General features: G+C 38.1%; 19 protein-coding genes. 10 read left to right on the top strand and 9 right to left on the bottom strand.

Going from position 1 to position 21,267, the window contains the following annotated elements; translation table 11 throughout:
* Positions 1 to 20 precede the first annotated feature (20 nt).
* The 3 genes from MT391_RS02780 to MT391_RS02770 all read left to right on the top strand — a co-directional run bounded on the left by MT391_RS02780 (position 21) and on the right by MT391_RS02770 (position 3,485).
* Positions 21 to 1,346: a transglycosylase SLT domain-containing protein gene (locus tag MT391_RS02780; RefSeq protein ID WP_299663060.1), complete on the top strand. Its 1,326-nt coding sequence runs from the start codon at positions 21 to 23 to the stop codon at positions 1,344 to 1,346.
* 18 nt (positions 1,347 to 1,364) lie between these two features.
* Positions 1,365 to 2,360 carry an LPP20 family lipoprotein gene (locus MT391_RS02775; protein ID WP_499496854.1) on the top strand — a complete coding sequence of 332 codons (996 nt, stop codon included), beginning with the start codon at positions 1,365 to 1,367 and terminating at the stop codon, positions 2,358 to 2,360.
* Positions 2,361 to 2,441: 81 nt separating this feature from the next.
* Positions 2,442 to 3,485, top strand: coding sequence for a hypothetical protein (locus MT391_RS02770; protein ID WP_499496853.1), 1,044 nt, complete (start codon positions 2,442 to 2,444; stop codon positions 3,483 to 3,485).
* Between the two features lie 410 nt (positions 3,486 to 3,895).
* Here the strand turns inward: MT391_RS02770 and MT391_RS02765 are convergent, their stop codons facing one another.
* The 6 genes from MT391_RS02765 to MT391_RS02740 form a co-directional block, all read right to left on the bottom strand.
* The gene (locus tag MT391_RS02765) at positions 3,896 to 4,879 is read right to left on the bottom strand and encodes a hypothetical protein (protein WP_499496852.1); all 984 of its coding nucleotides are present in this window, start codon (positions 4,877 to 4,879) and stop codon (positions 3,896 to 3,898) included.
* 105 nt (positions 4,880 to 4,984) lie between these two features.
* Entirely contained in the window at positions 4,985 to 6,013 is a 1,029-nt protein-coding gene (locus MT391_RS02760; RefSeq protein ID WP_499496851.1) for a DUF2955 domain-containing protein, read from the bottom strand.
* Between the two features lie 158 nt (positions 6,014 to 6,171).
* The gene (locus MT391_RS02755; RefSeq protein ID WP_499496850.1) at positions 6,172 to 7,230 is read right to left on the bottom strand and encodes an HlyD family secretion protein; all 1,059 of its coding nucleotides are present in this window, start codon (positions 7,228 to 7,230) and stop codon (positions 6,172 to 6,174) included.
* A gap of 11 nt (positions 7,231 to 7,241) precedes the next feature.
* The gene (slyA, locus tag MT391_RS02750) at positions 7,242 to 7,712 is read right to left on the bottom strand and encodes a transcriptional regulator SlyA (protein WP_499496849.1); all 471 of its coding nucleotides are present in this window, start codon (positions 7,710 to 7,712) and stop codon (positions 7,242 to 7,244) included.
* Between the two features lie 319 nt (positions 7,713 to 8,031).
* Positions 8,032 to 8,880 carry an S-formylglutathione hydrolase gene (gene fghA / locus MT391_RS02745; RefSeq protein WP_166368065.1) on the bottom strand — a complete coding sequence of 283 codons (849 nt, stop codon included), beginning with the start codon at positions 8,878 to 8,880 and terminating at the stop codon, positions 8,032 to 8,034.
* 128 nt (positions 8,881 to 9,008) lie between these two features.
* Entirely contained in the window at positions 9,009 to 10,142 is a 1,134-nt protein-coding gene (locus MT391_RS02740; RefSeq protein ID WP_166368063.1) for an S-(hydroxymethyl)glutathione dehydrogenase/class III alcohol dehydrogenase, read from the bottom strand.
* Between the two features lie 107 nt (positions 10,143 to 10,249).
* On the opposite strand from MT391_RS02740, the gene MT391_RS02735 reads away from it, so the two are divergent.
* Positions 10,250 to 11,116, top strand: coding sequence for a LysR family transcriptional regulator (locus MT391_RS02735; protein ID WP_166368061.1), 867 nt, complete (start codon positions 10,250 to 10,252; stop codon positions 11,114 to 11,116).
* A gap of 82 nt (positions 11,117 to 11,198) precedes the next feature.
* Here the strand turns inward: MT391_RS02735 and MT391_RS02730 are convergent, their stop codons facing one another.
* The 3 genes from MT391_RS02730 to MT391_RS02720 form a co-directional block, all read right to left on the bottom strand.
* A complete protein-coding gene (locus MT391_RS02730) occupies positions 11,199 to 11,423 on the bottom strand; it encodes a phosphate ABC transporter substrate-binding protein (RefSeq protein WP_166368059.1) in 225 nt (74 codons plus the stop codon).
* Positions 11,424 to 11,962: 539 nt separating this feature from the next.
* A complete protein-coding gene (locus MT391_RS02725; RefSeq protein ID WP_499496848.1) occupies positions 11,963 to 12,634 on the bottom strand; it encodes an alpha/beta hydrolase in 672 nt (223 codons plus the stop codon).
* 87 nt (positions 12,635 to 12,721) lie between these two features.
* Positions 12,722 to 13,198: an Lrp/AsnC family transcriptional regulator gene (locus MT391_RS02720; RefSeq protein WP_499438920.1), complete on the bottom strand. Its 477-nt coding sequence runs from the start codon at positions 13,196 to 13,198 to the stop codon at positions 12,722 to 12,724.
* Positions 13,199 to 13,527: 329 nt separating this feature from the next.
* Here MT391_RS02720 and leuA point away from each other — a divergent pair, with 329 nt between their 5' ends.
* The 6 genes from leuA (at position 13,528) to MT391_RS02690 (ending at position 21,259) form a co-directional block, all read left to right on the top strand.
* Complete coding sequence (leuA, locus tag MT391_RS02715; RefSeq protein WP_166368053.1) at positions 13,528 to 15,264, top strand: 2-isopropylmalate synthase; 1,737 nt, start codon at positions 13,528 to 13,530, stop codon at positions 15,262 to 15,264.
* A 505-nt stretch (positions 15,265 to 15,769) separates the two neighbouring features.
* Positions 15,770 to 16,459, top strand: a complete 690-nt coding sequence (locus MT391_RS02710) for a response regulator transcription factor (protein WP_499496847.1) — start codon at positions 15,770 to 15,772, stop codon at positions 16,457 to 16,459.
* Positions 16,460 to 16,753: 294 nt separating this feature from the next.
* Positions 16,754 to 18,868: a TonB-dependent siderophore receptor gene (locus MT391_RS02705; RefSeq protein ID WP_166368049.1), complete on the top strand. Its 2,115-nt coding sequence runs from the start codon at positions 16,754 to 16,756 to the stop codon at positions 18,866 to 18,868.
* Positions 18,869 to 19,075: 207 nt separating this feature from the next.
* On the top strand, positions 19,076 to 19,711 hold the full coding sequence (locus tag MT391_RS02700) for a PepSY-associated TM helix domain-containing protein (protein WP_499496846.1): 636 nt from the start codon (positions 19,076 to 19,078) through the stop codon (positions 19,709 to 19,711).
* A gap of 83 nt (positions 19,712 to 19,794) precedes the next feature.
* Positions 19,795 to 20,310, top strand: coding sequence for a DUF2271 domain-containing protein (locus MT391_RS02695; protein ID WP_299663097.1), 516 nt, complete (start codon positions 19,795 to 19,797; stop codon positions 20,308 to 20,310).
* Positions 20,311 to 20,425: 115 nt separating this feature from the next.
* Positions 20,426 to 21,259, top strand: a complete 834-nt coding sequence (locus MT391_RS02690) for a DUF4198 domain-containing protein (RefSeq protein WP_499496845.1) — start codon at positions 20,426 to 20,428, stop codon at positions 21,257 to 21,259.
* The last annotated feature ends 8 nt before the right edge of the window (positions 21,260 to 21,267 follow it).

The raw sequence follows: 21,267 nt of genomic DNA, 5'->3' as shown, positions 1-21,267 counted from the left end.
TGTGGCTTTTCTGAGGTCATATGAAAAAATTTATAACTAGCCTATTCGTTATCTCTTTAGCACTTAGCCCACTGGCAAGTTCAGACAATGTATTTGATGAATTTGATGCAGAAATGAATGAGTTTGAATCCCCTGACAATGACAAAATAGTCGAAGAGTATATTTCTTTTGTTAGTGGGTATTTAGCTGAATATGACACTTGGAGAAAGGAGTATTTAAACGGGTTCGATTACAAACAAACTCAAATTATTATGCAATGGGGTGAAACTACTGCAAAAGATATAAATAATGTTGTTTATTCTGAAGACTTAAAAACCAGAGAACTTGTTGACTACGATAACAATCAGGCTGTGGTTGAAATACTCGTTCCTGCGGATACTACTGCAGCTGAGAGTGAAAAAATATTAACGTCATATCTTGCTAAAAATGAAAATAAATCAGAAGTAAAACAAGCTCTTGATAAAGTCGTTAAGGCCAAGAATATTCAGTTAAATGAGATTAAATTCGATACTGAACAAGAAAAAAATGCCAAGGAAGTGATCAAAAAGCAAACGCTCGCTTATAAGAATGAAGCAGATCTAAAAGCAGATAAGCTACAAGAAACTCAAGCAAGTGTGCCTGAAAGTATTATTGAAAAATCTGTTGAGTTACAAAAAAAGACTCTAGAAAAAGAAGAGGCACAACGTATTGCAACTGTTGAAGCACAATATGCAGCGCTGAGAGAAAAAACAAAGGTGACACCGCCTACTTATAAAGTTCTTAAATATACCGCTAAATTACCGGCTAACAGCCTCAGTAAAAGAGCCAAAAAATACAAGCCATTTGCTGAAAAAGAGAGCCAACGCTTCGATATTCCCGTGGCGCTAGTGATGGCTATTATGCATTCCGAATCTGCTTTTCAACCGAAGGCTAAATCAGCGGTTCCTGCTTATGGTTTAATGCAAATAGTGCCACGCACTGCCGGTCATGACGTGAATAAAATGATTCGAAAAATAGATAAACCAATGCAAGTTAAAGAGTTGTATGTGCCTAGTATTAACGTTGAAACGGGCAGTGCTTATTTGAGTATTTTAGATAAACGTTATTTGAAGTCGATAACCGATCCAAAGAGTCGTTTGTATTGCACTATTGCAGCCTACAACACCGGCGCGGGTAATGTCGCAAAAGTCTTTAATAACAGTGGTAACACCAGAAATATTAACAAAGCGGCACGGGTTATTAATACTTTATCTCCTGAGCAAGTGTATAACGCTTTAATGAATAAATTGCCTTACGATGAAACTAAGCATTACTTAAAAAAAGTGTCTAAACGAATCGCCTTATACGAAACAAAATCTGCAATATAATCTGCTATAGGAAAAATGATGATTAAATGTAAGCAGTATTTTAAGCCTTTATTTGTTGCTATGACAGGGCTTGTACTTTTAAGTGCATGTTCATCTAACTCAGGTAATGAAGATGTACCTGAGTGGGTGCTTTCACCTACTCAAGATAATCAACAATATATGTATGGCGTTGGTGTTGGCAAGGGGCTTGAAGAAGCCAAGCAACATGCATTAAAAGAGATTGCCGGTAAATTTTCGGTCAGTGTTAACAGCGATACATTACACAAGCAGTCTTTACATAATGGGCAAGTAGATCAGCTTTTTTCACAAAAAATTAATACTCAAGTGAAAAATATTGAGTTTACGCACGTGGAGCAAAAAAAGGCTGAAAAGGTAGAACAACAATATTTTGTAGAAATTGCTATCTCGAGAAATGAGTTTATTAATGATAAAAAATCTAAGCTGACAACCATCACCAATCACATAGATACTAGGCTGCATAATATAAGTAGTAAAAGTAAGATTGAACAGCTTTACGCCTATAACAAAGTTCAAGCCAGTGTAGCTGAAGCTGAGCCGCTATTGTATTTGATTGCAGTTGCCGATAGTGAATTTGATTTAACACCTTATACGCGTTTATTTCAGGAGTATTCATTAGCCGAAGCGCAATTGCTTGCAAGTACCCACTTTTATATTCAATCAACGAGTAATGTATCCCCCATTGCAGAACAACTAAATGACCTGATACAAACACATGGGTTCCAAGTTGCTAGCCGTAAAAGCAAAGCTGATGCCATTATTCAGGTGCAAGGAAAAACAAAGAACAGTTTGGCTTTTTCTGTTTATAGCACACGTATTAACTTTAGTTTCTTAGTTAAATCCAACTCCGGCAAGGTTTACAGCAAAAAATCATATCTGCTTAATGGTTCTTCTGTGACGGCCTACCAACAAGCTTATGAAAGTGCCGTGAGTAAATTCTTAACCGTGGTTGAAAACCGCTCCGATGTTTATCAGTTATTGGGATTTGATGAGTAAACGATACTGATAACGAGTATAAATTAATTAAATAAGCGCATTTCAGCATATTTAACTTTGCATATTAAAAGGAAGTAGTACATGAAGAAAAAATTATTAGTTGTCGCAGTATCTGCAACGTTGGGCCTTACTGGTTGTATGCAAACAAAAGAAAATATTCGCGAATATACTGATGTTTCAATGCAAAAAGCAGATATCTTACCAAGCAAAGAAACCCTTGCTGGTGCGAAGCAAAAAATAGTGATTTTTCCTGCAGATACAACAGATTCTCCATTAGGTAAATCAAGCCATACCGGTACTGCTATTTCCACTGCATTAGAAACTCATCTTGCGGAGGTAGGGGTTGAAATAGTAGATAGAAATATTGCAAAAAAGCTTAAAAAAGAACTCGCCCTAGCAGAGTCAAAGGGTAAGTCGCAATATAATGGTCCTGATGTTGCTAACTATGCTATTACGGGTAATGTTTCAAACGCTTCTCTCTCTTATGATTTTACAGCGCGAAAGTCGTACACAAATGATGATGGTAAAACCAGTGTGACACCTGCGCACTGTCGTTTCACGGCGACGGTTGCTGCTAATTTAAAACTCTATAAATTACCAGGATTAGCTTATTCAAAAACCATTACAACAGAAGACAAAGCTTCCTTTTCAACCGATACTAGTAACAGTCGATGCCCTATCAGTAATGCATCTGCTAATGCTTTAATACGTAAAGCAGCTAAAGCCGGTGTTGAGAGTAATAGAGCAAAATTCCAAAACTTCTTTTCACCTAAAGCCTACGTGTTAGAGCGAAAAGTAAATGGCGATAAAAGTTTATTTAAAATATCAGCAGGTAAGAATTTTGGCTTTAAACCTGAATCAACGATTACCTTTTATAACTTAGAAGTTAAAGCGAATCCATTAACTGGTGATGTTGCTATCGAGGAATATGCAGTTGTTGAAGGTACGATAACGAGCAACCTTATTAGTGATCATTTTGCTTGGATTTTAGTGGATGACGAATATGCAGATCAAGTTAAGTTAGGCGACTACGTTAAAGTTAAATATGAGAAATCTACCTTCGGTGATCTTACGACTAAAATGACCACTAGTTTTAATAGCGGCTTAAAAAACATGTTTAACTAAGGTTGGTTTAACTAAGCTTGGGTTAATTAAGTTTAGGTTTAACTCAATATAGATTAATTAGCCACTGTAGTCAGCCATAAAAAAATACATCAGGTTTATTTTTATGGCTGATTTTTTACTTGTCTTTTCCTGCTTTTGTTCATCTTCTTAATACTTACACATTTTCAATTAAGCATATTCAATTAAACATGCCCATTAATTAACTTTGTACACTTTCAGTAAGCGCGCTAATAGCTTTAAATTTAAAGGTGTTTGTCAATTTATAACCGTGAATTTAAAACACTGAATTACAAGCTGTTAGTTTAGAGGAGCGAGTTTAAAGCCAATAGTTTAGATGAATGAGTTTAAAGCACAGGGAACTGTATTTTACCTGTGCTTTAACAAATAAACTTTAGACTTTATGATGTTGTTTATTGCATTTGTAATTGAAACTGTTCGATAATTTGTTTATGTTTTTGCGCTAAAACACCTTCTTTCACAGTAGGAATTCGCATTAAATCGATTTCTTTATTGCTCTTAGAAAACTCGCTTGCAAAATGCGCCGCTAGTTCATGTTTACGACTTTGTTGAGACAAGTCTGCAATATCTGCAATATCAATATTAGGGTCAAAACGATGAAAGCCTTGATAACTAAAATGTTTATCTACATGTAAATCACTTAGGCGAATAAACTCCTGCATTAAAGAGCGGCTCAATGCATTTAAAGACAGTTCATCTACCATTAAATAAAGTGTCGCATTATCCATCTCTGGTAAAGTGCTGCGTTCTGTTTGTTGGACTTTTATATCGACCAACCACAAACCATTAGGGCGTTGTTGCGCTTCTAACAAGCTGAGTTGGCTATTGTCATAATTTATTTTATTCAGTACCTGGTTTATTTTTTGTTCTGTACTTGTTGTCGCTATAGGCTCACTTATACATTGATCTTTATCGTAAAACTCTGCCATTAAAGGAAGATCAATATGAGTGTTAAAAGGCGTGGTTGTACTATCGTTAAGTGTTAATTTGAATAGCTCTCTAACTTCATGTTCGCGTGATTTTTTTATCGCTAAAAAAACACTTTGAATAATTTCAGAGGTAGGCAGTTCTGGCTCTACACGCCATTTTCGACCAAATAATAACTTAAGCTGGCTTTCTTTTTGAGTTGATTTTTTATGGTAGTTATCGTGACCTACAACGCCTACTTGTATATAAATACCCGATAGTTCCTGAGCTGCAAACACAACATATCTCGGATCATACTCAATATCACAAATGAGTGCTTCGACACTTTGCAGAGTATGGTGATAGGTTAAGTAGTGTTGGGGCACACAGTAGTCACCATTACTTAGTAAAATTTTTGGCGCTTTAGGCATCACCTTTTCACCTAAACGCAGGGGAACTTCTTTAACCATCTGAAAAACCTTGTCATGTTCATATCTGAGCCAATACGTTATTGGCTCAACTAAAGTTCACTGAATATGCAAAAGACCTCGAATATCAATAAAAAATTTCAGTTATTAATATCCAAAACGAGTGGCTTCAAAGCGATTTAATAATCTATGTAACGAATAACAAAGGAATAGGGTGATAATAATTGCCACTGCAATGCTACTGATACGATAAAAAGCACTAAATATTAAATCATTATCAGGACTTAAATATTGTCCGAAAAGAATGCCTAAGGTGGTCATAGCACCAAAACCAATACTTGAACCTCCTCCTTCTCGAACATGAAATTGACTAAATAACATCAGACCAATCCAGAAAATGGGAACGACTAATAACAATTGGCTGGACCAGTCATAAAGCAAGATTTGTACACTCACTCCAAAGGTGACACCAATGATTGTTCCTACCGCCCGTTTACGAGCATAACCAATCACACCATTCCAATGCATTGGGAATAGGATCAAGATTGTACTGGCTTGAGCTGACATTGAATCTTGTAAGTTAAATGTCTGAAAAATAAGGAATGAAATAGTGGCAATGGTTGCGCCTAACAAAGCTTCGTGACGCATCCTGTGTGTCGCTTTGGGCCCAGGTTTATGAGCTGTTCTAGGTTCTGTATCGGGTATAATGGCCATCATGACATAGGCAATGATCACAGACAGAACCGTTGCCCAAAAATTATTAAATAGCAGTTCATTTAAGTTGGTATTTGGGTAGCTGGCAAAGTGCAACATAATGCTGAGCATTAAGACGCCATTTGCTCCAAATAGAAATAAAGCGCCTCGAGACATAAATGCAAATCGATAAAGAAATAATAAAAATACAACCAGTGTCATCATTCCCGGTGACCCCATTAATAAACTACCGATTAATCCTACCTCAATAATAGCCATCACCGATGAAGCGATAAGTTGGCGCATAGCATGAGCAGACATAACGGGGACTAAACCAAGTAAGATCATTGGGGTAACGGTATAGAAAATTCCATACTGCCAATCAAATATTTTACACAGTGCAAAACCTAGGGTTGCGCCTGTTGCAACCCGTAAACACTGGCGTAGGTCATTGCTGGTTAATGGGTTTTTACGTGTTTGCATGATAATGCGATACCTTTATTGTACTTTTTTGTCTGTGTCGGCCTGCCGTGAAAGTTCTTTTGAACCCCATGCGATAATAAACCGAACCATGGTTAAGCTCATGAACATAGAAATGAACTTAGCCATGAATGCAAAATCAGAAGGACTTTGTTTTATCACTAGTAGATATAATGCAACAGCCCGATTATTTTAATCTGTGCTTTGGCGAATAAAGCGAGAAGACTATTATCAGATAATAGCTGTACCGTCGCTCTAGCTCCTGCAGGGAGCCGGTTCGCTAGTGGCTGGTCTAAAGATAAATGCAACCTTAAACGTTGTGCATCTCGTACCCAACGCGTGGACTGTTGTGGAGTTGCTAAACGGCCATTTGCATCAAATTGACCCGCACTCACTCCTGCATCGATACCGCTTACGGTCGCTGAATATAGATGGCCTGGGTCACCATCAAAGGTCACTAATGCTGTTGAGTTAATATTTACACCTCGTAAACTCTTCTCTCTAAAGTCGGCGATAATATCTACTCTTTCAGAGACCAAAGCGAGTAACGGTTGGCCGATTGTCGCAAAGCTTCCCACCTCTAATTGAAGGTTGGTGACAATACCATCTTGATCCGCATGGATTTGAGTGTAAGAAAGGTCCAACTTAGCTTGTGCTAAACGGTTTTGTGCTTGTCGTAATTTGAGATTTTTCTCCCCATAACTACCACGACTAATTTTCAGTTTTTGTAAGCGGGCATTAGCGGCTAAAAGGTTCGCTTCAGCAGTGTCTGCATCACTATCTACCTGATCCTTTTGTTGTCGTGAAACACCATGAGAAACAAATAATGCATCAAGACGTTTCGCTTCACTACGTTTCTGCTGCGCATTACTTTTACTTGCATTTACATCTGCTTTAGCTGCCGCGAGTGAAGCATCTAACTCTGCATTATCTTGCTTGGCTTGCTCTAGGGCTAATTGAGATTGCGCGAGCGCCAATTGATAAGGAGCAGGGTCTATTTGGAAAAGTAAATCTCCCTTTGCCACTGTTTGATTGTTGGTGACTGCAATGATGTTAACTTTACCGCTAATTTGCGGTGTTACTTTAGTCACGACTCGTGTTGCCATTGCTTGGGGTGTTAAAGGGATAATATTATCGGCCAGTAAAAAATAGCTAAAAATCATCATAAATCCAAGAATAGCGATTTTTACTAAACGGGCAAATTGTTGATCTGGTGTCATCTTAGTTCTCATCAATCGGTTGAAGTGATATTCGCCAGTTTTTCGTTGGCGTTAACAGTAATTAAACTCATAATACGTTCGAACTCATTAAGTTCAGTTGGGCTTATTCCTTCAAGCAAATCCATGCGGACTTCAATGATCCGTGCTTCTATTTTTTTTAAAATCTCTTTTCCTGCGGGCGTTAGTAGCACAATTCTAGCTCGCTTATCTTTATCGCAGCTGTGTCGCTCAATCAATCCTTGTTGTTCTAATTGCCCCAAGGTACGCATTAACGAAGGTAGTTCGATTTCTAAAGCATTGGCTAATACTTTTTGGCTCACTTTGTCACCTAACCGCAATAATTTCCAAAGGGCGGTCCAACGTGGATAGGTTAACCCCAATGGTGCAAGCTCAATATCTGCAACATTACGCCATAACCTATGCAAGCGGGCGAGATGTTCAGCAAGTGATAGTTCCTTTAATCGCTCTAATTCTTGTCGCATATTTCTCACCCATATAAAATATAGTTAGCAAGCTAAGTATTATACTTGGTTAGCAGGCTAAGTAAACTTTCATTTGTATTTGAAAATAAATTAACGATGTTTGGGTTTTAAAGCGGTAAGAAACTAAACGGGGGAGTACATGGCAAAATCAATCGTTGATAAATGAGGGAGTTATGCCTTTATTATCAGAATCTAGGTTTTTTATTGCTTGGCTTAACTCGTGTCATTCAAATGTTAAGATTCAGCTAATGTCTTTCAATATGGAGGGATATGCGAGAACTAACATTATTGATTAGTTCTCGACAATTGACCTAACCTTTTACAGCAAGCCTAAGTTTTTAGCATGGAACTGTAGGTGTGAATCAATATAACTGCTGATGAAGTAATAACTGTGGTCGTAACCTTCACGCATATTGAGTTGGAACTGGTTTAATTGAGTGTTAGCAATCGCGGCTAAATTTTCTGGTTTTAGCTGTTCTTGTAAAAACGAATCGTTGCTACCTTGGTCAATTAAAATAGGTTGATGTTTTTCTTGCTGTGCTAATAATTCACAACTGTCATAGGTTTTCCACTCTTCAACATTATCACCTAAATAAGCGCTAAATGCTTTTTCTCCCCATGGGCAATTAATAGGGTTACAGATTGGACTAAATGCACTGATTGATTGGTATAACTCAGGATTACGTAAACCAATGGTTAATGCGCCATGACCACCCATAGAGTGACCGCTGATCACACGTTGTTTGGTGACTGGGAAGTTAGCCTCTATTAAAGCTGGCAGCTCATTAACGATATAATCGTACATTTGATAATGCTTATTCCATGGTGCTTGTGTCGCATTCAAATAAAAACCTGCACCTAAACCAAGGTCGTAAGCTTTATCTTTATCGTCGGCTACATTATCACCACGTGGGCTGGTATCCGGTGCAACAATCGCAATACCTAACTCTGCTGCTAACTTTTGTGCGCCTGCTTTTTGCATAAAGTTTTCGTCGCTACAGGTTAAACCTGACAACCAATACATGACTGGTACTGGATTATTACTGCTTGCCTGCGGCGGTAAATAGATGGCAAAACGCATTTCACAGTTAAGTATGTTTGATGAGTGAGTATATTGTTTATGCCAACCTTCAAATAGTTTATTACTGCTGATATTTTCAAGGATCATAATATTGCTCGTTTTTAAATGAAGTAGACCAAACAGAGATCCTGCTTGGTCTATCAATGAGGATTTTAGCTATATACGTTAGTTATATGTTAGTTACGTATGTTAGCTAGGTACTTTATTTACGTATGCTATTTATGGTCGAAGTGAATAACACTGCGGATACTTTCACCACTGTGCATTAAATCGAAAGATTTATTGATATCTTCCAATGGCATAGTATGGGTAATAAAGTCGCTCAACTTGAACTCTCCAGCCATATAACGTTCAACAATTGCTGGTAATTCAGAGCGACCTTTAACACCACCAAATGCAGTACCTCGCCATACACGCCCAGTCACTAACTGGAACGGACGAGTAGAAATTTCTTTACCAGCGCCAGCAACCCCAACGATCACTGATTCACCCCAACCTTTATGACAACACTCAAGTGCGCTGCGCATTACGTCAACATTACCGATACATTCAAACGAGTATTCAACACCGCCATCGGTCATTTCAACAATTACATCTTGGATAGGTTTGTCGTAGTCTTTAGGATTAATACAGTCGGTTGCACCTAGTTGTTTTGCTAGTTCAAATTTACTTTCATTAATATCAACACCAATGATTCTATTTGCGCCAGCCATTTTTGCACCGATGATAGCCGATAAACCAATACCACCTAAACCAAAGATGGCAACGTTATCGCCTTTTTCAACTTTAGCTGTATTTAATACCGCGCCCATACCTGTGGTAACACCACAACCTAATAAACATACTTCTTCAAGTGGTGCTTCTTTGCTTACTTTTGCTAATGAGATCTCTGGTAATACTGTGTATTCAGAGAATGTTGAACATCCCATGTAGTGGAAAATTGGTTGTCCGTCTTTATAGAAACGGCTAGTGCCATCTGGCATTACGCCACGGCCTTGTGTTTCACGTACTGCGCTACATAGGTTAGTTTTACCTGATTTACAGAATTTACACTCACCGCACTCGGCCGTATAAAGTGGAATTACATGATCTCCGACACTAACACTAGTAACACCTTCGCCTATTTGTTCAACAATACCACCACCTTCATGGCCTAAAATAACAGGGAATAAGCCTTCTGGGTCTTCGCCAGACAAAGTAAATGCATCGGTATGGCAAACGCCAGAAGCGACTACTTTAACTAATACTTCACCTTTTCTAGGTAACATTACATCAACTTCTTCAATCACTAGTGGTTGATTTGGGCCCCAAGCGATTGCTGCTTTTGATTTAATAAATTGGTCTGTCATATTTACTCCGGTTATGTGTGTATTGCATTTTAATAGGTCTATTATATTTGTTTCTGGATTAATGATAATCTACCTAAAATGAAAATTACTTTTACTAGGTGGTAACAATGAAGTGGCAAGGTATTAATGAATTTGTAGCGGTAGCTGAAACCCAGAGTTTTTCATTAGCCGCTAAAAACCTCAATATATCAACCGCACAAGTAAGCCGTCAAATCAGTGCGCTGGAAAAACGTTTAAAGGTAAAACTGTTCTACCGTACCACACGTAAAGTGTCACTAACACAGGAAGCACAGCTATTTTATCAGCATTGTCGTCATCTATTAGATAGTCTTGATACCGCAGAACAAGCGATAACCAATCTGCAAAGTAGCCCCCAGGGGAAAATAAAGCTAACGGTGCCAGTTACCTATGGAGAGCAAAAAATATTGCCATTAGTGAATGACTTTGTAGCATTACATAACGAAATTGAAGTGACTACCGAGTTGACTAACCACCGTGTTGATTTAATTGATGGCGGCTTTGATATTGCTATTCGTTTAGGGCAATTACAAGACTCAACCTTAATCGCCAAACGATTGAGCCAACGTTTTAATTATGTGTGTGCCACGGAAGATTATTTACAAACACACGGCCAACCTCACTCGTTATCGGAGTTAAAACATCACAATTGTTTATTGGGCACGCGAGACTATTGGCGTTTCATTGAACAAGGCAAAGAAAAAGCGGTGAGGGTAAAGGGAAATTTACGCTGTAATAGTGGCTTATCACTGGTGGATGCTGCATTAAAAAATATTGGTATTGTGCAGTTACCGGATTATTACGTGCAAACATATATAGAATCAGGCCAGTTAATGACCATTTTGGATCAGTTCAGAGAACCCGCAGAGGGCATTTGGGCGGTCTACCCACAGAATCGTTATATGTCACCTAAGATCCGTTTGTTAATCGATCATCTTGCCAAGCATTTACAATAAAAAATAAAGCGCGTACCAGTCTCCTAATACACGCTTTATGTTGTCAGCATTGGTTAATTAACTTCAATTCTAGTTTATTAGCTTAAGCATTTTTCCATTGTGTTTTACGATTTTTTTTCCAATTTCTTTGCTGTTTTGACCAGTAGTCATTACTGGTTTCTATGCCATGTGGAAAACAATGATTACATCCCATCTCTTCACCAACACAGATTCTGGAAATAAAAGTGCCTGAAATTTTACGAGGCATTGCTGCTAAGCCAGCTTCATTTACACCGTACGCTGAAATTAATTTATTTTCTTTTTTCATTTTCTCTCTCCTAGGAAATACCTAGAACAGAGAACCTTTTAGAAATTGTATTAACATAATTCCCCCTTAATCACTCCATTGAGCGCACATCACCATTAACTCTATTACAAGTTGGTACAACTTACAGAAGTGCTCAATGGGAAGAATTTACCATAGCATAATATGCCTAAAAATTAGTATAAAAATGTTGTTTGCTATTGATTTAATTGTCTTTAATCTATTTTAAGAATTTGGAAGTAATGGTCAGGAATAGTCGATGTGTTAAAAAGCTGTACATTGTTCGGATCAAAAAACAATCTGGTGCCCGCTCATTTGATTTCTGTAGGGATAGGTCCTCTTCTGAGCAAGAGAAATAAAGTCGCCGAGAGGACGAAAAAACAGCTCAAGCAGGATTCCCACGGAGACCATGGGAACGAGAAATCATGCTAATTGATTGCTGATTAGCTATGCCATTACACCAAAATTATACCGCACCACCAAAACTACAGCGCTACTAAATAGAAATAGAGTAAAGAAATAAAAACACTCCAAAGTAAACCTTACTTCAGTACCTTTTGTAGCCATGCTGAAATATCTCTCAACTGCTCAGCAACTACCGTATGTGGCATTGGATATGAATACCACTGTACTTGATATCCAGCATTAACTAATAATTGATTAGCCATTTTACCAGCGCTAAAAGGCACCACGTCATCTTGCTCACCGTGTTGATGTAAAATCGGTGTTTGCTGATTTTCAACGGTTAAAGATGCAGGTAATTGATCACCATTAGGTAAGTAGCATGACATCGCTAAAATACCCGCTAGTTTTTGCGTATATCTTAATCCAGTAAATAAGCTCATCACTCCACCTTGGCTAAAACCAGCCAATACTATTTTGTCACTGGCAATTCCGCTATCAAGTTGCTCTTGTATTAATCCTTGAATGATTTTTTCTGAATCAAGTACATCTACAATATTTGCTCGATTATGTAAATCCATGCTTTTAATGTCATACCATGAGCGCATTACTGCACCTTGATTAATGGTCACTGCTTGTTCCGGTGCATGTGGGAAAACAAAGCGAATTTGATGATCCTGTGGTAATCGTAAGACCGGAACTATCGGTGAAAAACCAGCGCCAGAATCGCCTAATCCATGTAACCAAATTACACAGCATGTTGCTTTTGATGAAGGTTCGATGGTGATCCTATCTAATTGTGTTACTGACATTTGTGTGTCCTTTTTCGCTTACTTTGAGTGTTTCTGTGTGTACTTTAATCTGCACTATGTATAAATTTTTACCAGTTATTGTTTTTATTAATCAAGCGGTAATGCGGTTTTTTTAACAACTTCACGTAATACAAAACTTGAATGCACTCCGGTTACCCCTTCAAGCTTTGTAATGTGCCCCAATAGAAACTTCTCGTAATGCTGCATATCTCGTACTACTACTTTTAATAAAAAGTCTGCTGATTGCCCTGTGACAATTAGGCATTCTAAAACTTCTGGTAATGATGTGACTTCTCTTTCAAAGTTTTCAAATCGTTCTGGGGTATGCCTATCCATACTAATGCCGATCATTGCGGTTAGGTTTAAACCCAAGGCTGCTGGTTTTAATAAAGTAACGTGTTTATCAATAATGCCTGATTCTTCTAGGCGTTTTACACGTCGAGAACAGGGGGTAGGAGATAAGCCAACACTGTCAGCTAACTCTAAATTACTGATCCGTGCATTACTTTGCATTAAGCGCAATATTTGTTTGTCAGTTCGGTCTAATTTGATCACTGAGTGCATGCTTTAACCTCTGTTTGGTTTTAATCACTACTATTGTTGGTTTAAATAGGTTTTTGTTGCGATAATTTGCCATTAAATAAGCGAGTTTGCAATCATTCACTCCATAAAATTGTTTATAGTTTCACTATGGATAGCGAGCGAAGTTTCTAACCGGAAACGGGTGGCAATAACCTTACCATGCTGAGCCAACTCGCTGATTCTTTTGTTTTATCTTAACCAGAGATAAAATAAAAGAGTCGTAACCAACTACTATGCAGACCAAAGACTAAGTAGGACAGAATAAGATAGCAACAAACCGTTAATCGAAGAATAGTTTTAGGGAATCTCTTATGTCAATGAATAGCAATCAGCCATCTAGCTTCAATCATAAAAAGTATCGTGCTTTTACACCTATTCAGAAAACCGATAGACGTTGGCCAAATCGTACAATTACCCAGGCACCAGAGTGGTGTAGTGTTGATTTAAGAGATGGTAATCAAGCGCTGATCGAGCCAATGAGTCCAAGCCAGAAATTAGAGTTGTTTAAGCTATTAGTTGATGTTGGTTTTAAAGAGATTGAAGTGGGTTTTCCAGCCGCTTCAGCCCCTGACTTTGATTTTGTTCGTCAATTGATTGAGCAAGATTTAATTCCAGATGACGTAACGATTCAAGTATTAACACAGGCTAGAGAGCCTTTAATTGCACGTAGTTTTGAAGCCTTAAAAGGCGCTAAAAAAGCGATTGTACATTTGTATAATTCAACCTCTACGGTGCAACGTGAACAGGTTTTTAAAAAGTCGCGTGAAGAGATTAAGAGTATTGCAGTGCAAGGTGCGAAATGGGTAAAAGAGATGGCGTTACAACAGCCTGATACCTATTGGTCTTTCCAGTATTCTCCTGAAAGCTTTACCGGTACAGAAATGGACTATGCATTAGAAGTATGTGATGCGGTGATAAATGTGTGGCAACCGACGGTTGATAACAAAGTGATCATCAACTTACCTGCGACAGTAGAAGTATCAACACCTAATGTTTATGCCGACCAAATTGAGTGGATTAACGATAATATTAGTCATCGAGAAGCAGTAAGGATCAGCCTACATACACATAATGACCGTGGCTGTGGTGTTGCTGCCGCTGAGTTAGGTGTGCTAGCAGGTGCAGATCGTATTGAAGGGACTTTATTAGGTAATGGTGAGCGTACTGGTAATATGGATATTGTCACCATGGCGATGAATATTTACAGCCAAGGCATTGACCCTGAATTAAACTTCTCAGATATGGATCGTATTATTTCAACCGTTGAGCGTTGTACGCAATTAGCGGTTCATCCTCGTCATGCTTATGCTGGTGAGCTTGTGTTTGCAGCCTTTTCAGGTAGCCATCAAGATGCGATAAATAAATGTATGAGTATTGATGCTGAGCAGCGAGAGCAAGATCCTGATGCACATTGGCAGGTGGCTTATTTACCTATTGATCCTCGAGATTTAGGTCGTTCTTATCAACAAGTTATTCGTATCAATAGCCAGTCAGGCAAAGGCGGTGTTGCTTATGTACTTGAGCAAGATTACGGCATTCAAATGCCACGTTGGATGCAAGTTGACTTTAGCCCATATATTCAAGAGTTTGCAGAAAAAAGCGAAGCAGAAGTAGGTCCTAAAGCGATTAAAGATATTTTTTCTAGTACTTATTTAAATCCACAACAAGCAGCTAAAATGGCTGATTACCAATTAAACCGCGAGGGTAATGTAGATACTTTACAGGTTGAATTAGAAATCGCAGACCAAGTTGTTGGTATTAAAGGCGAAGGTAAAGGTGTGTTAGATGCCTTTGTTAAAGGACTAAGCGCTAAGATTGGCTATGACATTGTATTACTTGATTATAATGAGCATGCTATGCCAAGTAAATTAGGCGCTGAAAATGAACAAGCCGAGGCAATGGCTTACGTACAAATTAGCATTAAAGGCCAGCGTTACTGTGCTGCATCACATTGCGAAGATATTGTGACTGCATCAATGCAAGCGGTATTAAATGCATTAGGTCGAAGTGGTGTAGAGATAGAATCGATTGTCTCGTTATCTGCTTAGAGCAAAGAAATGATAATTCGCTAGTGTTATAACGCAGCGATTAAAACGAAGGCTTCAACGATCATTTGATGATTATTGAAGCCTTTATGACATTAGCCTTATTACATTAGTGATAGACCGATTAAGTTAGATTTTTATTAATAGCCTATACTCGATTAATTAAGCATCAGCTACACCAGCCTCCAATTAAGTTAAGCCAACCTTCATCAAGCTATGTCACAAATGACCAGCTCAACAACTTTGAGCTAACTCTTCGAACAATACCCTAACCAAATAATACGCTATTAAAAAATATGCCAATAAAAATATGGCCATAAAACCCTATGGACTGATTAGTAGAATAGATAAAAGTGTCAGTTACGCGTTGCTAGCATGTTGCTGAGACGAGGTTTTTTCGATTGTTAATAGATCAGTAGGATAAAAACGTTTCCGTATCATTGATAAGTTCAACTTTAAAAAGTAGAATGCGAATCATTATCGTTCGTTTTTATTTTTAAAGGTCATTATGTCAAATATAGTGTTATTAAGTGATGATCCACAAAGTACTGTGTCACTCACTGAAGTACTAAGCAGCAAAAAACACCAAGTCACTTGTTTTAGTGATGGTGAAACAATTTTAAACTTTCTGCAGCAACAAAGTGTTGATCTTGTATTAGTTGATAACTACTTGTCCTCAGCGCAGACTTTAAAACTAATTACGACGATATGTAAAAATTTTGCCACCCCCATTTTATTGTTGAGCGAATCAACCGATCCAACTGCTGTACTCGATGGTTTACAAGGAGGCGCAGATCAATACCTGACAAAGCCTTTTTCCGCTAAAACACTATTAGTGCATATTGATGCTTTGTTACGCCGAGTCAGTTTAGATAGGCAACGTTTAACATTTCATCATTGCAGTAAACAGTTTTCACTGAGAGTCGCACGCCTACCTTTAACCGAAACTGAAGTCTCCTTAGTACAATACCTAAGTAAAAATGATGGTAATGTTATCTCTAAAGCAACCTTACAAAAAGAGGTGTTGAAAAAAGATATATCAGCTTTTGATAGAAATTTAGATGTGCATATCAGTAACATACGTAGAAAAATGTTGAGTGCAGGGCTATCAAAATTACATATCAAAACCGTGCACGGTAAAGGTTATACTTTTTGTGAAAAAATCAGCCAACTTTCTCTTGGATTTTTTTATTTTTAACATTTTTATATTTCAATTTAATACTTCTACTGCCATCTCTTCTATTTTTAAACGCTAACCAACTCTAGCGAATGACTGGATTTACTTTGTTGCCCTCAAAAGCAGCATAGTAAATCCAGATTATCTGTGTTTTTATTTTCGAAAATGTAAATAATGTAATTTTGATGTTATTGATAATTATTATCATGTAAGTTTTGCGTTGTTTCCATCAGTGCATGAGATTTATCACTCAAATGGAATTGCGATTATTTCCTAATTGAGGAAATGAAAATTAACACTTTGGAGAAGTGAAACATGTTTAAAAAAAGTCAGTTAGCATTATTCGTAGGGGCGACGCTTGCCTCATCAATGGTTTATGTTAACGCTGCTGAAAAAGAGCTAAATCCTGAAGATGTAATGGTTATCACTGCTGAGCGTGCAAACTATAAAGCCGATAATAATACAGGCTCTATGCGTATGGAAATGACGCAACTTGAAACACCGGGACAAGTTACGGTGATCGATGAGCAATTAATTGATGAGCAGCGTGCGACAACATTAGGACAAGTTTTAAAAAATGACTCAAGTGTTTCAGCGGGCGGTGATAGCCGTAACCGTGAGCGCTTCTCTTTACGTGGTTTTGAATTAGGTAGTAGCAGTGGTTTTTTACGTGATGGCAAACAACATTGGTCTCATTACCGTCAACCTGTTGAATTATTAGAATCTGTTGAAGTATTAAAAGGGCCAGCTGGTTTGTTATACGGACAATCAGCACCTGGCGGCCTTATTAACATGGTCTCTAAAAAACCTACCGCTGAAACGCAAGTTGTATTTAGCCAAGATATTGGTTCAAACAGCGCAACACGAAGCACGCTCGATGTCAGTGGTGCATTAAATGAAGATAAAACATTACGCAGTCGCTTAGTTTTATCACAACAAAATTATGATTCATGGAGAAGCTATAGTGATGGTTCTACACCTTCTACAGAACGTTTTGTAGGTGGATTATTTGTTGATTATGATATCAATGATGCCGTCACTGTTTCTGCACATTATGACCGTACAACAGATGACGGAAGTGTTGACTCTGGTGCTTATGTTGTTGATGGTAAATCAGTATTAGGCGATAAGTATATTTGGGATACGCAATGGTCAAACATTGATAATGAAGTTGAGAATGTAGGCCTTGGTGTCGATGCACAATTAAATCAAAATTGGTCGTTGAATGTTAGTTATAACTATCAAAATTTTAAGCGTCATGATGTAGAGAGTTACCCCGTTGAAACAACGTTTGATGGAACAACTTATTCACAAGGCGGTAGTGACCGCAGTGACCATTGGATCTTCCAAACTGCAAGTGCTGATTTAGTAGGTGAATTTAATACTGGCAGTATTGAACACCAATTATTAATTGGTAGTAACTGGTTAGGCTACAGCTATGAACGTGAACAGTATTCGTTAAACAGCACTACAACAACAGTTGGTGAACCAAATGACTCTGCAACTATCAACACTTCTGCAAGTGTAAAAACAAGTGACAGTGAATATAACGCTTATGGTTTTTATGTCCAAGATATGGTGACCTTAAATAAACAGTGGCAAGTCTTAGGTGGACTTCGCTATGACTTAAAAGTTACACCAGGTGAAGATGGTGAATCTGATGAAAGATTAGATGCAATTGTGCCTAAACTAGCATTGATTTATCACCCTGCAAATAATGGTTCTATCTACTTAACTTATTCTGAAAGTTTTGAGCCATTATCTGATGTTTCAGATAGTAAAGCGACTAACGACGGTGCTTCACTTGATCCAGTGACAGGTAAACTTTACGAATTAGGGACGAAATGGGAACTGTTTGACGATAGGTTGTTTGCTTCTGCCGCTATTTTTGAAATTACGCAGGAAAACTCAACCATTAATGTGGGTACTTCAGAATCATACGAAGTCACGCAAGCAGGCGAACGAGTTCATCGTGGTGCTGAATTAGCATTCCAAGGTAATTTAACAGAGTCATTATCATTGAGTGGTACGGGTACTTACCTTGATGCTGAATACACTACTGATGCAAATTATCAGGGTAATCGACCTGCTGATGTGCCTAAGTTTTCCGCTAGTGTTTGGTCTCGTTATCAAGTTACCAGTGATACGGATCTTAACTTAGGTGCTACCTACGTGGGCTCTCGTTACAGTGATGCTGCTAATACCTACAAAAAAGATGCTTACACACGCATTGATTTAGGTATTTCTCATACACTTCAATATGACCAAAACCTCGACATGGTTTTCCGTTTAAACGTAGAGAACCTATTTGATACTGATTACTACGCTGGTGGCGGTTCAACAAGTGATGATTACGCGAGTAACGGTGCACAAAACGTAGTGGTTGGCGAAGGACGTAACTTTATGGCAACAGTACAAGTTCGTTATTAATCAAAACCCATCAACTGTTTGAGTAGATGCTCAAACAGTTGATACACCTATTTACAATCTAATCGTCCTGTCTTTTATTTACAACTTCACCTTATTGTTTATTTGCATTACATAGAAAATGTAAAGAATGTAAATTTATTTATCTCTTAAATGATAATGAGTTACATTTGCGTTTTTATAATCTAATAAAATAAGACATCAACTTTCATGGTCAATTCGCTCAAAAATAAAAAAGTGCAGTTATGGGCAAGGCGTTTACATATCTACGTTTCAATGGCTTTATTATTAGTTGTTTTATTTTTTGCTGTTACAGGTATCACTTTAAATAGACCTCACTTGTATGTTAGTGAACAACCAAAAGTCGATCAGCAAATATTGGCCATACCTGATTTTTTATTTGCAATAACAGGCGATCATTTAGTCGTTGATAAAACAAAGCTATTAGCTTACTTAGCAGATAAAACCAATGTCACCGGAAAGCCTTCATCTGTGCAGTTGTTCAGCGAAGTTGAAGAAGGGGAATTGGTTGAAGGTGAGGTTTCTTTAGATTACAAAGGCCCTGGTTTTAACAGCACAGTCTTTATTGATTTAGTCACGCAAGAAGCGGAAATAGAAACAACACATTATGGCGTGATTGCAGTCTTAAATGACCTACATAAAGGCAGGAACAGTGGCCAAGTATGGGCATGGTTTATTGATATTAGCGCCCTATTAATGATTTTTTTTGTGTTAACAGGAGTGTGCTTGTTAGTACCGAAGAAAAAGAGTTTTAGCTTGGGATTAAAATGGACTGCATTTGGCTCCGTTATCAGCCTACTGATTTATCTCTTCGCTGTACCATAAAAAGTCCTGTGAGTTATTTCTGAAATTAACAACATATCAACAAAAAATACAGTTAAGAAAATTTAAACAATGAGAGTGAGAAAATGAAGGGAATTTATTTTAGTTATTGGCTATTGGGTTTAATGGTTGCCTTACCGAGTTGGGCAAAAACTATTCCAGCATCAGCGAGCATGGGCGTTGAGTTTGAATTACCTCAAGTGGAAGCAAGTATCTATGCTCGGCCCTATGTTGCAGTGTGGATTGAAGATAAAAAACGACAGCCTGTACGCACTATACAACTTTGGGTTGGTGATGATGAATGGTTAAAAGACTTACGTAGTTGGTGGCGTAAAGTTGGGCGTGATGACCGCTCGGTTGTTGATGCCGTCACTTCTGCTACTAGACCCGTTGGACAACATCGCTTTACTTGGGATGGTTTAGATCAGCAAGGAAAACGTGTTGAACAGGGTGATTACACTTTTTATGTCGAAGTTGTACGTGAGCACGGTGGACGTAATTACATTCGACAAAAAATAACCTTAGGTGAAGAAAGCTTTGATTTGCAAATCGCACCTACCGAAGAGACTGGCAACATTGCTTTACATTATCAGCTTAATTAATGGGTTTTATATTTTCCAGTTACTAAGTCGCAGTCAGCCATTAACAGCCATCTATTAATAGTTACTAATTATTAATTACTAATCACTAATCAACAATTACTTAAGAGAGAGAACAATGCTAAATAAAAAATTCAATGCCGTTGTTGTAATGGCGTCAATGTTAGTCGGATTAACACTATCAAGTGTTGCTAGTGCACATCCACGTTGGGTATTACCTTCTCATTTTACTATTTCTAAAGAAGGTGGCGATTGGCTAACTTTTGATGTGACAGCGTCTCATGGCACCTTTGTGATGGATAAACCTGCGGGAAGTGAAACAGCACAAGTGGTTATGCCCGATGGCCGTAAAGAACGTCCTGACTTTGTATTGCGTGGTAAACGCCGCTCTGTATTTGATTTCCACTTTACAGAAGAAGGGACACACCGAGTACAAATTAATGGTACGCCAAGCTACGTAACAAGCTATAAAGCTGGTAAACGTGATACTCAGAAAAGATTACGTGCGGACAAGGTTGAGCGAGTTGCATTATTACCTGAAGGTGCGCGTGATGTAAGCAGCACATTAAACTACACGCGAGCAGAAACCTACATTACTGTTGGCAAGCCAAGTGAAAAGCCTTTCCCATTAGAAGGTAAGTACCTAGAGCTTCAACCTACTACTAAACCTGCTGATATTGTGGCGACTGAGCCTGTACGTTTTCAATTATTCTTTAACGGTAAAGCCCAAGCGGGTGTAAAAGCAGAAATTACACGTGATGGTACTTTATACCGTAACCAGCAAGACCAAATTGACGTTGTTAGTGATGAGCAAGGTTTTATTGAGTTTACGCCAGAGATTGCTGGCCGTTATATTTTAAAGGCATCACATAGAGCCCCTATTATGAATAACCCACTAGCAGAAAAAATGAATGCTAGTGTGCACCTTACTTTTGAAGCGATATTACCGTAGTGGTTGCC

The sequence above is a fragment of the Vibrio sp. 1-Bac 57 genome, assembly GCF_037546855.1.
In the GTDB taxonomy this organism is placed as follows: domain Bacteria; phylum Pseudomonadota; class Gammaproteobacteria; order Enterobacterales; family Psychromonadaceae; genus Psychromonas.
This window is presented reverse-complemented; position numbering and strand designations above follow the sequence as displayed.